The organism is Mesorhizobium sp. M1182, assembly GCF_040318335.1.
In the GTDB taxonomy this organism is placed as follows: Bacteria; Pseudomonadota; Alphaproteobacteria; order Rhizobiales; family Rhizobiaceae; genus Mesorhizobium.
The window spans coordinates 1-13,957 of record NZ_JAMYMD010000045.1; the positions used below are offsets into that span (position 1 = coordinate 1).

Consider the following 13,957-nt stretch of genomic DNA (forward strand, 5'->3'; position numbering starts at 1 on the left):
TAACTTCGCTCGTAAGGGCGACCTTAAGAGCGCAGCCTCGCTACCGTGCCGTCCTCTCGCAAGGCGGCCTTCGCCGGAGGGTATCTTTCCAGAAGTTAGAGATCATCATCTCTACGTCGCGCCGGCAAGGGCACCTGGCGCATCGATCGCCTCGAAACGAACAGCATCCGGGGTCCCAAAGGTTTGAGGTGTCCTTGCTGAGGCAGGCGAGCCAACTTTCGCAAGCGTATTCGGATGGCCGTGCCAGGTGAACGCCTATCCGCGCCTGCTACTAGCTCCTAGTCGGGATGCGAGCGAGGCGGCAACAGTTGGGTATTGATCAGACAAGCGGGAACGCGCAACGGAAAGGGGGCTTCAGAACTTTGTCGGCAGTCACTCTACGATCTTCAAAGCCTGAGCAAGGGCAGACCGATGTCCCGCAGCCACACTACGACATACAACGAATGCTGCCGCTCGGCAAATTCCCAAAACGCGAAGTATAGGGGCCCAGTAGCGGTAAGCCTTCCACTATTGCGCGAGCTTCTGGGGTCGCAAACCAGATGCCCGCCACCCCTCGCTTGGAGCACAGATCGTGCAGAAGTGTTCGCAGCGGAGGTTCAAATATCAAGACAATAAATTTCGCGTTCCGGTGTCCCGCGTTATACGTAAAATTACACGCTAAGTGTAATAGTCTAAACTCTTTGACTGGAAGCCCTGAATCTCGATCAACGACAAGCTCCACAAACACATTCCGCCTTGTCGACGGTGTATTCATCACGGATGCAATGACACGAAAGGCTCGCTCGGCATTGTATACCTGCTCCTCATATCCCTCAATATAGTCCAAACCGCAATATTGATACCCCCTCTCGTGTTCCAACCGAAATGGTAGAAATGCTTCATCTCTCGGGCTTCGTAGGGACTGGCGGCATCCCTCACAAAAGATGCTGGGCACTAACCGGTTAAGATCAAAGGTTATGTTCTTTCCACAACGCTCACAGGTCGTCGTCCCGGCGTTGAAAAAGACAAAACTATTGCCACACTTCGAGCAGCTAACCTGCTGCTCGTGATCTGCACATTGGACTGAGAGCTTCGATCCGCAGCCGTCCTCGGGACACCGAAGGGTGACGAGCATGGGCACCTCCTCTCATTCGATATGCGCAATCAGCGCGCGTCGAAAGCTTTCCGCGTCAGCCGGCTTCAGGTTCGCTACATCGGTGATTTCCGAAGCCTCAGCTCTGAGTAGACCATCAAGGTTTTTGAAATGTGTGGTAAGGCGCGTCATCTCATCCTCAGTCAGCCGATAATAGCGCAGTCGAGCAAGGAGTGTATGCGAAATGGCACGACTGAGCCGCTTGTCCATCAGGACCTGTATATCCCGATGAGATGGCGTCCCTTTACGCTCCAACGAAGCTTTTATGGCAGCCGCTATCTCTGCAGGGTCGTCGTCCAATCGTTCATAGGTTATGCTAAGTTCAGCGCGAAGGTCCGCAGGCATCTCCGCACCCGCATTTGCGCTACGAAGCAAGAATAACGGGCCTGCTTCTGCAATCAGCGCTGCACCCACCTCCATCATAACACTGGGATTCGCATCAGAAATATCCGCGATGAAAGCGTCTGACTCTGCAATATGTGCCCTAACGCTTTCGATTATCCTTCCCTCGCGCATAAAGTCTCGCGCCAATACGACTTCAAAAAAGTATGGTTTGTCTTCAAAAACGTCCCGGACAGCTGCCTCCAGGTTGTTGTATCGATTTTCAAAGGGCATAAACAACATCATTCGCGTCGGTTCATCCGAACTCCGAACGCGCCCGCCGCCCACTCCCTTGCTCGAACCGGGCTCTGGTAGGCTGACAGCCAATGACTGCTTGATCTCGCGCAGCAGGTCCATCAAGACCGTGCATATTGAGCCGTATACCGCTTGCACCTCATTGCTGCGCAGCTCTGGCACAGCTGACATGTATGACATGTTGTACAAGGCCCGGCAAACTGCGACCTGTGCGTCGTAGGGGACCTCTCGCAGCTCTCTGATCAGCTCATTGCCTACGTTTAGATAGAAGGCGACGCCTTTGTTCGCTGCTCTGTCCCTCTTGAAGAGCGCCTCGAGATCCTCAACGAATTGCCGCTGTCGATCTCCTGACGCATCCCTGAGGTTATGGAGCAGTTCCTCTCGTCGCTCATGCATAGTCTTGTCTTCAATCAAAATTGCGGGAATATGCAATGGTTCAAACCGACGTAGGTCCGCCGCGATATTGTTTTCGGCACACGCCGACAACAGCGTTCGATACTGTGTCGCGTCGTCAGCGTTCAAAGGGGCGAAAAGCTTATCGGCCAACGCTCTGAAATTGACTTTCTCAATTTCTTCCTTGGCGCAAACGGCGTCGGCAAAAAGGCTATCAGCTCGACTATAAAGGGCAAAAATCGGAATATGCGTCGCATCCGACACCAGATTCGCCGCAAATTCCTGCGCATGGCTCTCAAAACAATAGAGGGTACGGTCCAACTTATGGAAACGACGCAGCTCCTCAAGATAAGCTGGAATAGTCATTTTCCTGGTACGAGCCCGCAATCGCATCTTGTCCCAAACAATTTCCAGCAGCTCAGGATTGTCGACGGCACACTCCTTTATAACGTCGTCGTGAGGGCCTATTATCCTCCAATATTCATCTTCCGTGAGCGTTCGTAAAGTGCGAAACGCGTCATGAATACATTGCGTCAGAAACTTCCTGACGTCTGACGCATTGCTATCGGATTTAACAGTATTTCCAGAAACGATACGACGTAATTTATTAGAATTTATCATGCCTCTTAAGAATCGTGCCCACGATGGAAGAACTATGCTATCGTCGGCCATTACAAACATACGCTTTATGAAAATATCCAATCGACCTTCGTCCTGAATCCTCCGACGCCTAGGGAACCAAAGGACACCTTGCAAATCTAGCTCTTTGGGGGAGCTGTACACTGGAATGATATAGAGCGGCTCATCGTCGGTCATCTTGACTATAGCCTCACGCCAGTCGTTTTCCGTTGCGTGCGCTGGATCGATCCAAGCAGAAGGCTGAGGATTCAATAAATCCCCATTAAAATACAAATCAAACGGAAGTATTTTTGTGAAGTTTTCAAGGCTTCCACTCACGCTAAGTGAGTCTATGGTGTAAAGATTAACTATAGACTGAGACAAACTGCATACAATCATTGTTCCGCCAGATGCCGTGGCCACGCGATGCACGCCGCGGGCTTTGCCCGCTTCTGAGGCCGCAATCTGCTTTACGTTTGCAATGCGGCTCCCCTTGTCAAACGACCAGACGGCGGCCTCTAGAGTTCCCTCAGTGTGGCTAAAGACCTCCACTCGATCACTGACCGCCATTGCAGACAAGAATCCAACCCCGTACTCCCCAATTAGCTGATCGGGTGTTTCTCTCCCTTCTCCATGTAGAGCTTGCTGTAACTCTCGCTTCTCCGAGTGCGCAAAGTTGTTTAGCTTATCGGAGAGCTGATCTGCAGTCATGCCAATACCATTGTCGGCGACGACAAGAATTTTCTCGGCATCGGAGAAATTGACATCAATTCGATGCCGAAACTGCGGCGCGACTGGCAAGCCATCCGTCGAACTCGACGCGATTTTCTCGACGATACCGTCATGAGCGTTTTGAACAAGCTCGCGTACCACCGAACCAAAGTCCGTATACAATGCATCGCCAAAAATACTAATCAGGCCGGTTAGGTCGACGATCAGTTCTACGTCTTGCTCGGTTTCCTGCATAAGCATTTCCCGAATGCTAGTTGTCTAGCCGTTGACATTTCAGAATTCGACAGCGTCTGAAAGCTGCGCGCCATCGGCGTTGCGGAATCCCCTCTGTGTTCGGAACGTCGTTTGCGTCCAACACTTGAAGATATTACTGCCGGAAGGAGTGCCAAGTATGTCTTGGTTCGTGAAGCCTAGGATGCATGATGGCAAGGTCTTCCCCCCAATAATTTCAGCAAAAAGCCGCCTCGTTTTCCAACAGCCTGGCGATAGCATGATGCGGTCAAATTCCTTCAGCAACATGGGGATTTGGTACTCCATGCCTTCGCGCGCCTGCACCTTTCTTCACTATGTCATCGAATCCTAATGCATACAATCTATTCGACCCGCGGCGGGTGGTTCGGCTTCAAAAACCGGCGCATGGAGAGGAACGTGCTGTGTTGGTACTCCCGTCATCCAGGCTTCGCTTTGGTTCCGAACGCCGACAGAACGCGGGAAGGTCGTGTAGGGATATGTTAAGGCAAAACGCCTCGGGATCCCACAGCAAGACGGCACTGTGACCATAGACACTCCGTGATTTGGTTCGGCCATCTCGGTGCCGAGCGCGTGTGGCACAGGGCAACCCCGGACTGATTGCAACCTGATTGTATGGGAACGCCAGCGGTGAGATCGGCATATCCGAACCGAATGGGACACCATGGCTATGGGGAAATGTCAAATCGGTCTACCGCTTCTTCGCGTCCGTTTGTTTTTGGCGAATACTGATCGACCTCCAGTACAGAAAGAGTAAGCTCGGGCGTGCCACACAACCGCTGGGTGGGGAAGATAACCCTCTCCAAAGTTGGCATGCTGAGGTTCTTTTCGCATGGGGGCAAGAATGTCGGTTCTGAGGCTGACTGTCATCTGGCACGGTAATTTTGCGGGGGGAGGGCCCATTGCCGAGGCCCTCGCTGCTCATTTCGAGGGCGCAGAGGACGAGCCAAACTCCAGTGGACTCACCATTCCCGTGCGTGTCCGGTGCAAGGGCGCCGACCCGAGTGATTCGCTGTCTGCCCCGCTTCCGCTCATGACGGGTGACGATACGATCAACATCGTCCTCCTGCTTTTCGAAGGCAATCTCGTGACCGCGTTCGAGAAGCACTGGTCGTCCTTCGCCAACAGTATCCGTGCCGAACTTGATGCTCACCCGGACCGCACGCTTGTGCTTCCGATGAGGCTAGGTGACCGAAGCGCGATCGCGCCTTTTGATGACATACAGTCGATTCCTACATCGCTTTTTCTGGGAAGCGGCTTGTCCGACCCGCGCTGGATGCGCCGTCTCACCCTGACGATCGTCGCGCATATCGGAAACTACCTGCGCCGGCTCGAGCAGTTCGAGAAGGATCCGGCCACGCCGATTGACGAGACGCTGCTAAGCCGCTTCCCCCTGTTCCTCAGCCATGCCAAGACGGACGCCCTCGCCGTCGTCAATGCCATTCGCGATCATCTGGCCAACAACAACTATGGCGTGGACACGTTCATCGATGCCAAGGACCTTCCCGCCGGCCTCGGCTACGAAAAGATGTTTACTGCAGCAATCCGCGCCGGTGCCGTGGTTGCCATCCGTTCCGATGCCTATTCGTCGCGACCGTGGTGCCGATGGGAAACACTAGAAGGCAAGCGGCTGCTGCGGCCGATCGTCGTGCTCGACTTGTTCCGGGACGCAGAACTACGAATGAACCCCTATGGCGGCAATGTCCCGGCACTCCGGCTGGTCGACCCATCCGTTTCCGGCGAAAATGCTCAGGCCGAGATGGATCGGGCCGTCCTAGCCATCATGACAGAGGCGGTCCGTATCATGGTATGGAACAGAAGAGTGATGAGCCTTGAGGCGGCGGCCAGAGCGAAGTATCCTGGCAGGGATATCAGGAAACTGCCACGTCCACCGGAACTCGTCGATATCGCCAACATCCGCATCGAAACGGCCTCGCCTATTGTGGTTCTCCATCCTGGACCGCCCCTGCCACGTCCCGAGGAAAAGATGATCCGGGCAATCGGCGGTGATCTTGAACTCTGCGCTCCGTCCGACCTTGGGGTACCGCTCTGATGGAGAAGATGGTCGCAATCTCCGTCTCGGACGGACCGGATCTACAGCTGTTTGGCTTCCTGCCACAACACCTCAGGAGACTTCTCGCGTCGCTCGCCGCAGCGACCCTCCGCGCCGGCTGGCGAATCGGATATGGCGGCGACCTGCGTCGAGACGGGTTTACCCGCTCGCTTCTAGCCGACATGGCTGCCGCATTCGGTCGCGGTGAATTCCAGGGCCGACCCCAGGCTGCGGTCGTCCATTTCTTCGCGCTTTCCTCGTGGCGGGACTTGTCAGTCCAGACGATCCTGGAACACATGACGGACAGGAAGCTCGGCCCTACCGAGGCGCCGATCGCCCCGGTGGTCGAAACGCGTTTTTTTTTGAAAGGGAAGCCTGCAGGTATCCTGCCTGGCAGCAGCACTGGACCATTCGTCGGCATCGTAGTGCAAGATGGTGCCCTTCGCCTGGTCGAAACCGGAGACGAGATCGAGGAATCCCGCTTCATCTCAATCCTTGAAACTGCTGCGAAAGTACCCTCGACGCCGGGGGCTGCTCTAACATCGATGCGTCGCACCATGGCCGCCGTCTGCCCGCTGCGCATACAGTTTTCCGGCAAGATCGACGCGTACCAAGGGGACCGGCCGGGACTTCTGGAAGAGGCCACCGAGCAGATACGCGCAGGGGGCATTGTCATGCCACTCGGTGCATTCGGTGGAGCTGCCCGCGAGGTGGCGATCGCCCTTGGTCTTCTGCGTGCCGAACGGACGCGTTACACGAGTTATGGCCGCAGCTATCAACGCTCTTTTGCGAAGCTGGCGGGCCTTGCCGAACAGCATGAACGCCAAGCAAGCCACGTTTGGCCATATCTCCAGGAGGCGGCCGGTCTTGGAACACCGCATCGGATCGTCTTTCACCTCAACGCCGTTCTGGCCGAGATGCAGCGAACCCTTGCCTGACAGGTCTCTTTTGCCTCGCACCAATGCCGCGCGATCCCGCGATCAACAGAGGAGCAATTCAGGATGACGATCCAACCCTCGCCGTTTTCTCCCGATCAACTGGCGGCACATGACCTTCTATCAGAGTTGCGGACCCGCATCGCCACGCAGCCCTTGCCCTACCGGTATGGAGTCGAGGCGCGCGCACTTGAAAGCCTGTGGGAGGTGTTCGCATTGGCACGTAAGGCCATGAAGGATCATTCCGGTTGCGCAGAGTTCGCCCGGATAACAACGAACATGCTGAACGTCGAATTGAGGCCGGTCACAGCTAAATGGCACAGGGCGCATAAGGCAGGTCTGCTCGACTCAAAGGACGGCGCCAACGAATTTCGCGCAGATCTGGCGGCAGTGCGGACAAAACTGGTCGCGTTCGCAGAGAAGCTGCAGCTGATGGCTTATGGGACTGCCATTCCGGACGAGACGACGCCGAACGCCCTGGGCGACGACGAGATAGAACGTTGCTTCAGGCCCGTGCCGTTCGGCATTGGGACGGATACCTCCGGCCCCTTTGTAAACGCCAGGGAGATCAACCTGTCAGAGGCAGCGGAGGTCGCAGCCCGACGCGAGGTGTACAAGATCAAGACCGAAGCCGGAACTAATGCAGTTGGGCTCTCTCTTTCTGGCGGCGGTATGCGATCCGCCACTTTCTGCCTCGGGGTCGTTCAGGTGCTCGTCGAGCGGGGTCTCATGAAGGATTTCGACTATCTCTCTACGGTGTCAGGAGGTGGATATGCGGGTAGTTTCATCTCGTCCCGGGTGGGAGGGGGGCAGGACTTTGCCGCGATTGGAAATCCCTATGGACCCGACACGGGACCGGTCAGGCATCTTCGACAGAACGCGAAATACCTCAGCGCAACTGATCTGAAACAGCGTTGGTTGATGGTGACCGGCACTCTGGCGGGATTGTTGCTCAACTGGACCGCACCGTTATGCGTTCTCGCTGCAGCAGCCCTGACCAGCAACTGGGTGGCAACACGTTTCCCTGCCGAAGCATGGCTCTGGGCCGCAGGCATTCTAGGCGCACTGACCGCGATGTCGATGTTCGTATATGGAGTATCGTTGCGATTCGGCGCCGGTGCCCGCTACGGCGGGTTGGTGTTTGGCTGGGGAGCGGCGCTTACACTTGTTTCTGCATGCATCTTCGCAATTGAGCGCTGGTATCCACATTTCGCGGAGGCAGTTCATGCGCATTGGACCCTCCCGGGAGGAGTAGTTGCGGCTTCCGTCGTCACAGGACCGTCCATCGCCCGCTTCGTCCCGATCTTCAGATCTCCTGGTGTGCAGAAAATAGCGCTCAAGATAGCGTTGCTTGCGGCAGGCTTGGTAGTGCCCTTGGTGGCAATCGCATGTTTCTATCTTCTCCGCATGCTCGGCTCGCTCGCGCTTGATCCGGGTGCGCCAGCCCTGTCACCTATGCATTATGTCGACGGCACGTTTGCGCTCGCCGCTCTGGCTGTTGCCACGGGCCTGTTCGCGGTCTTCCTGCTGAACGTGAACCTGACAGGACCGCACAAACTCTATCGCGATCAACTGGCAAAAGCATTCGTCGATCGTGACGCCGATGTGTCCAACCTGCCTTTGAGCTCTCTAAACGGAACGCACCGTGCCCCGTATCACCTCATCAATACCACCCTCAACCTTCCGTCCAGCACAAGCCCCATCCTGAGGGAGAGGAAAGGCGACTTCTTCGTTCTTTCCAAATGCTGGAGCGGGGCGCCGGCTATCGGCTATCTTCCCACCCCCACATGGAATACCAACGGTGAGGAAGTCGATCTCGCCACTGCGATGGCAATCTCCGGAGCTGCAGCCTCTCCTCAAATGGGACTTGCTTCGATGCCAACGCTGTCGGCCCTCCTCACGCTGCTTAATGTCCGTCTCGGATTCTGGATTGCAGATCCGCGTCGGCACGTGGCCGGTGCACCAGGATTCATGTGTCTGTTGCGTGAAATGACGGGCGTCGCGATGTCCGAAAAGAACGCCTGGTACAACCTGTCCGATGGGGGTCACATCGAGAATATGGGTATCTATGAACTGCTTCGAAGACGCTGCAAGTACATGGTCTGTGTCGACGGAGAAGCCGATCCGAAGTCAACTTTCCATGGGCAGATGACGCTCGTCCGGCATGCGCAGATTGATTTTGGCATACGTATCGAACCGCGGCTCGACGAGTTTCGCCCCGATCCCACTTCGAAATTCAGCCGAACTCACTCTCAAACGTTCAGGGTACACTATCCTGAAGCTGGCGATGGACGACCCTCTGCGATCGGCCTGATACTGTATCTCAAGCTGTCCTTGACAGGCGATGAGATGGAGCTGTTGAAGCGTTACCAGGCGATCCATCCCGATTTTCCTCATCAATCGACCATTGATCAATTCTACGATGAGGAGCAGTTCGAAGCCTACCGGCAGCTTGGCGTCCATGTAGCAGAAGGCACGTTTTCTCCAGCGCTGATGACCCAAAAGCCCGATCCCGAGGACGTCGAGTCCTGGTTCAGGCAGCTTGCAGCAAACATGCTGGAGCCGGGCAAAGCATGAGGCTTGCCTTGGGTGCATGGCACGACGTGTCGGACAAAGGGGGGCCGGTAATCTTTGCTCAGTTACACACCTTGCAGGTGACGCACTCTTCATCGGTCAATTGTCGGATGCTACGCTGGACAGCAGCTGATAGAGATCGTCGTCGCTGATTGGCAGTTGATCCAGGATCAGATGCTGCTCATTCCGTCCTGGCCCTTGAGATGTCGAAAGTTCTGCATCTCGACCGCGCAGTTGATGTCTTTCGGTATCATAGGTTACATGCCTCTACTGGGACCTTGTTGGAAATTGCCCTGCAGAATCAAAGTCAGGTCCCCCAGATTCGCCGCGTATGGTCATAGCCAGCGGTTGCAATCTGCCTCTCCCCAAGCTACCCGGAGAGTTCCCTCTGGCTCGACCATCGAGATATTGATCGAACCACTTCCGTGCTCCCAATGAATACCGGTGGTCCGCCTTCGACTTGCAGGACACACAACCCAATTCACCGGCTCATCGCATTCCGCAATGAGACCCAGGACGTCATACAGAACCAGGGCTCCTGTGTGTGACCTGACAACGGCTTTCCCATTTCTGCTTTGGGTTTAATAAGGGCATATCCTTTGGAAAGGGGGACACTGGTATCCAATACTTCGTAGCAAATAAAACAGATCAGGCAGGTGCTGGTGTTTTCCGCCAGATGGTAGCAGGATTGGCTGAAACAGCGCGACTTCACACAAGCTCATGGTGGCGCAATGGTTGTGCAACGAGATTTCAATCCAGTCCGTAGGCTGTTTGATCGCTTTTTCGGCTACGATGTCTTTATCTCGTACTCACGTCGCAACTCGAGCGCTTACGCCAGTTCGCTTGAACAGGAACTGCGGAGAATTGGCCTCGCCTGCTTCATTGATAATGGAGAGATTCCACCAGGAGCAATTCTAAACAGGAGCATTCATTCCGCGATAGGTCGCAGCGGCGCCCTCGTACCCATCATCGCGAAGGGAACAGATCAGTCTACCTATGTTCCGGACGAAATCGCGACCGCGATTGAGGCAGGCAAGCAAATCCTGCCAATAAACGTCGATGATGAAATTCGCGAGACGACGTGGCAGGCGATCCAGCAATACCGCTGGATCGACGAAAAATCTCTTGCCGTGAAGAACGGCTGCCCAAGCGACGGGATCGCGGCGGAGATAAGTCGGACATTCTCCGCACTACGGCGGGCCCAGTTCAGGCGCCTGACGGTGGCCGGGATAGGCCTGGTGGCGCTGGCGATTAGCGCGCTCGCCTATTCCGGATATCGCGACGCCCGAATACAGCAGGCCTTCGGCCTGTTCACCAAGGGACTGGAGGCCAGAACCCGGCAGGACAGCCATGTTGCCATGCTGTTTTTCGCGAAGGCGTCGACGAGAAACGATTCCGTCGAAATCCGCCGGGCCATGACTTCAGTTCTTCAAGGTCCTCGCTGGCTCTGGGACGTCCAGATTCCGGTCGACCCGGAAGACAGGTCGGCCGCTGCTCCAACGATCGCCTTCACCAACGGGACGTCACCAGCACTTCTCGTCGCCTATGGGCACAGACTCACCGTGATCGACCGTCAAACCGGCACCGAGCGTCGCGCCCTGAAATTCCCCAATGAGCTAACCTCGATCACTGTCGGGGACCATGCCGGCACTATCGCACTGGGCGACGCGCTGGGACACGTAATTCTGTTCGCCGATGAACTAACTGCGCCAACAGGATCATGGTTCGTGGAAGGCGCCGTTACAACCTTGGCATTCGATGGCGATGAATCGCTGATCGGCGTTGGAGTTCGCAACGCCGGAATGCGAGTTCTCGATCCAAGGACAGGCGAGCTCTGGTTTCATTCGCCGGCCGATCAGCAGGATGCAACTGTCAACTCCATAGGTTTCTCACACAGATCCAGCCGCCTGTTTTTCAACATGGGGCGATATCTCTATTCCGCCGAGCCTGTGAAGCAATCTTTTGGAGCGGCCGGTCAGCAGAACGATGTCATCAATGCAGTTGCCTGGGCTCCATCAGACGACGTTGTAGCGGTCGCCGGAATAGATGGGCCGATCCAGTTGAAGAGAATGAACGCACCTGCCAATCTGCCGTCCTATCTGATGTCAACACGGAAGCGGGAAAAACCCGAGATATCGGAGGTGGCTGGACAGGTGGCCGGCGTGACGTCGATTCGATTTGTCGGTGATCATGGAACTCTCGCATCGGCAAGCTATGACGGGACGCTCGATCTGTGGGGCACTGATGCTCCAGGGCTCCTGTTATCTGTTCCCGCTAGTCGATCTGCGATCTCTGATTTGGCCGTATCGAGTGACGGAGCATTCATGGCTGCCGTCGGGAATGATCTGCATGTGCGTTTGTGGAAGACGGCCAACGATTTTGGCGCCCGGCTGTGGGATACACACGCCCTGGCTGATCAAACATCTTTCGCTGCGGGTTCCGGCGGTAACGACGTTGCTTCATTGGCCGCCGTCGGCGGCAAACTCATCATCGGGCACTCGAGCGGGTCCATCACATTGCTGGACGGCTATGTGGCCCGGCCACTGCTGTCTCTCCAGCAGGTGATGCCAAGGCCCGGTTATCTCAAGCCCGCCCCCGGCGGCGAAGCCTTCCTGGCTGTGACACCAGTTTTCGAGTCACTCCGCCTTCAGGCATTGCAGATGGAACCGCTCAGGCTTTTCCTCAAATCAGCCGGGAACTGGGCGGAAGCCGACATCAAGACGGACCTGAAGGTGCTCGACGCGGCATGGACAGGCAGCCCGGATGAAATTGCCGTGCTGACCGTCGACCGCAGGATTCACTTCGGGACGGCAAAGGGCGGCGGGTTCAAGGAGTTGCGCTCCCTGAACGTGGATGCAAAAGGGGCACCCGAGTACATTGCCGCTGCCACCAGAAATGCGACGCTGGCTGTCTCTTTCGATGACGGTGATGTTGCCATTTTAAGGGAGAACGTTCGAACAGACGTTCATGTAGATGGTCAGATCTACAAGATTGCCCTTTCTCCCGACGGGAGGTTCCTGACGGTCATCACCTCCGGGCCCGAAGCCAGAATGTTAGTGATGGCGCCGGCCGCCGACATACCTGCCGTTGATGTTCATGACTGGATCCGCGATGTCGCATACGATCCGTCGTCGCGCTACATGCTTGCGGCTTCAGATCCCGGTGGCGAGATTACACTCTACGAGACCGGCTCCTGGACCGAGATCGCGAGGTGGACTGCGGATCGGAGCGGATTGGCTGCGGCAGCCTTCAGCTCGGATGGAGACCGGATCTATGCTGCCGGAAATGACGGAAGTCTGACTTCCTGGCCGATGCAGTCAATCAGCGAGGCCGAAACCGGATCTCCGGACGATGTGCTGGCCAACGCGAAAATGTCAACCGGCCTCGATGTAGACGCAACCAACCAGATATCGCTGACGACAGCCAAGCTGCCAGGCCCATCCGGCCAACAGGTCAAGCTGGATGTCCCCCCACCGGACCCAGACGTTGAGGCTGCCAATAGCGTTTTAGAGGCACAGGGCGATCAGGACCGACTCGCAGACGCGTGCCGGGCGATCCCTGCACCGGACTGGCATTTGGCTACGGGAGACGAGACTACCAATTTCGCTATCGCCGGGTTATGCGCGGATGCCGGCGGAAAACGCGACGTGGCCAAGTCCGCCTTCGACTCGTTTTATGAACAGATTTCCGGCTCGAAGCAGAAGAGAAGCAAACTCACACTATTGCCGGGTCTCAGAAGCGGAGCGCAGGCCTATCTGGCCCATGCCGCCGAGCAACAGTCCATAGACGATCTCGATCGGGCGCTCGAGGTTATCAATGCGGAATATCAAGCATCCTGGCGGAAGGATTCGTTCATCAGACTACCGTCAGCGGGATTGGTCGAAAGTTACAAGGCAGCATTGTCGCTGGATCTTGACCGTGCCCAAGCCGACCGGATTGCGGCGCGCGCAGATCAGTTTCTGAATGGAGTCGGCGCGGACTGGGTGCAAGGCGCTTCGCTGGATGAAGCGACGGCTGTACCTCAACTACTGTTCATTCTGGCCATCGGTCGACAGACCTTGCCCGACGACACGGGGGCATGGAAGTACATGAACCGCGCGGCGGAAGCGGAGGGAGTGCTGGTCGGAAGGGAGGCGATGTCAGGCAACCCCGACGAATCCGATGAACGCCAGGCTTGGGCTCGGCTCCTGCTCGAAGCAGTTGCTGCCGCATGTCAAGTCGTCAAGAATTCGGAGCAAGAAGGCCTGTCAGCAACGGCTGTCAAAGAGATCGTGGATAAGGCAACCGCCGATAACCACAGCCTTTTGGCCCAGGTGCAATCGTCGGACGGTAGCCCCCTCCTCGATCGTCAGATGCTTCAACGTATTGCCGCGCTGGAGGAACAACTTCAAGTCTGCCCAAGCCTTATACCCGAACAATGAAGTAATACAGCCCGGCATCATGTCCCGCAATGTTTGCAAAATCCCGATTCACCGACCGAGCCGTGCCTGGCATGGCGTAAGCCGAAACGTGTTGCCTTGGCGACCCCGAGCCCGTTTCTACTGTCGCTGCACCGAATACGTCTTTAACCTTCAGTGATGTCGGCCGGGTGTTCAACACTGATTGCGGGCTTGTCCAGCTGGGCTGGCCGGGGCT

At 56.3% G+C, this 13,957-nt stretch carries 5 protein-coding genes; 4 read left to right on the top strand and 1 reads right to left on the bottom strand.

Annotation, left to right across the window (positions count from 1 at the left end; all coding sequences use genetic code 11):
• Window positions 1–1,126: 1,126 nt before the first annotated feature.
• Complete coding sequence (locus NKH33_RS30110) at window positions 1,127–3,745, bottom strand: ATP-binding protein (protein ID WP_352922967.1); 2,619 nt, start codon at window positions 3,743–3,745, stop codon at window positions 1,127–1,129.
• 859 nt (window positions 3,746–4,604) lie between these two features.
• On the opposite strand from NKH33_RS30110, the gene NKH33_RS30115 reads away from it, so the two are divergent.
• The 4 genes from NKH33_RS30115 (at window position 4,605) to NKH33_RS30130 (ending at window position 13,743) form a co-directional block, all read left to right on the top strand.
• Window positions 4,605–5,813 carry a toll/interleukin-1 receptor domain-containing protein gene (locus NKH33_RS30115; protein WP_352922970.1) on the top strand — a complete coding sequence of 403 codons (1,209 nt, stop codon included), beginning with the start codon at window positions 4,605–4,607 and terminating at the stop codon, window positions 5,811–5,813.
• The gene (locus NKH33_RS30120; RefSeq protein WP_352922973.1) at window positions 5,813–6,751 is read left to right on the top strand and encodes a hypothetical protein; all 939 of its coding nucleotides are present in this window, start codon (window positions 5,813–5,815) and stop codon (window positions 6,749–6,751) included. Before NKH33_RS30115 ends, NKH33_RS30120 begins: the two co-directional genes overlap by 1 nt.
• A gap of 63 nt (window positions 6,752–6,814) precedes the next feature.
• Window positions 6,815–9,325, top strand: a complete 2,511-nt coding sequence (locus NKH33_RS30125; RefSeq protein WP_352922975.1) for a patatin-like phospholipase family protein — start codon at window positions 6,815–6,817, stop codon at window positions 9,323–9,325.
• Window positions 9,326–10,053: 728 nt separating this feature from the next.
• Window positions 10,054–13,743, top strand: a complete 3,690-nt coding sequence (locus NKH33_RS30130; RefSeq protein WP_352922977.1) for a toll/interleukin-1 receptor domain-containing protein — start codon at window positions 10,054–10,056, stop codon at window positions 13,741–13,743.
• Window positions 13,744–13,957: the final 214 nt, after the last annotated feature.

What these genes read in the sequence shown, in the direction of transcription:
- NKH33_RS30125 (WP_352922975.1), top strand. Translation starts at nt 6,815, where the DNA reads ATGACGATCCAACCCTCGCCGTTTTCTCCCGATCAACTGGCGGCACAT.
- NKH33_RS30120 (WP_352922973.1), top strand. Translation starts at nt 5,813, where the DNA reads ATGGAGAAGATGGTCGCAATCTCCGTCTCGGACGGACCGGATCTACAG.
- NKH33_RS30115 (WP_352922970.1), top strand. Translation starts at nt 4,605, where the DNA reads ATGTCGGTTCTGAGGCTGACTGTCATCTGGCACGGTAATTTTGCGGGG.
- NKH33_RS30110 (WP_352922967.1), bottom strand. Translation starts at nt 3,745, where the DNA reads ATGCAGGAAACCGAGCAAGACGTAGAACTGATCGTCGACCTAACCGGC.
- NKH33_RS30130 (WP_352922977.1), top strand. Translation starts at nt 10,054, where the DNA reads ATGGTTGTGCAACGAGATTTCAATCCAGTCCGTAGGCTGTTTGATCGC.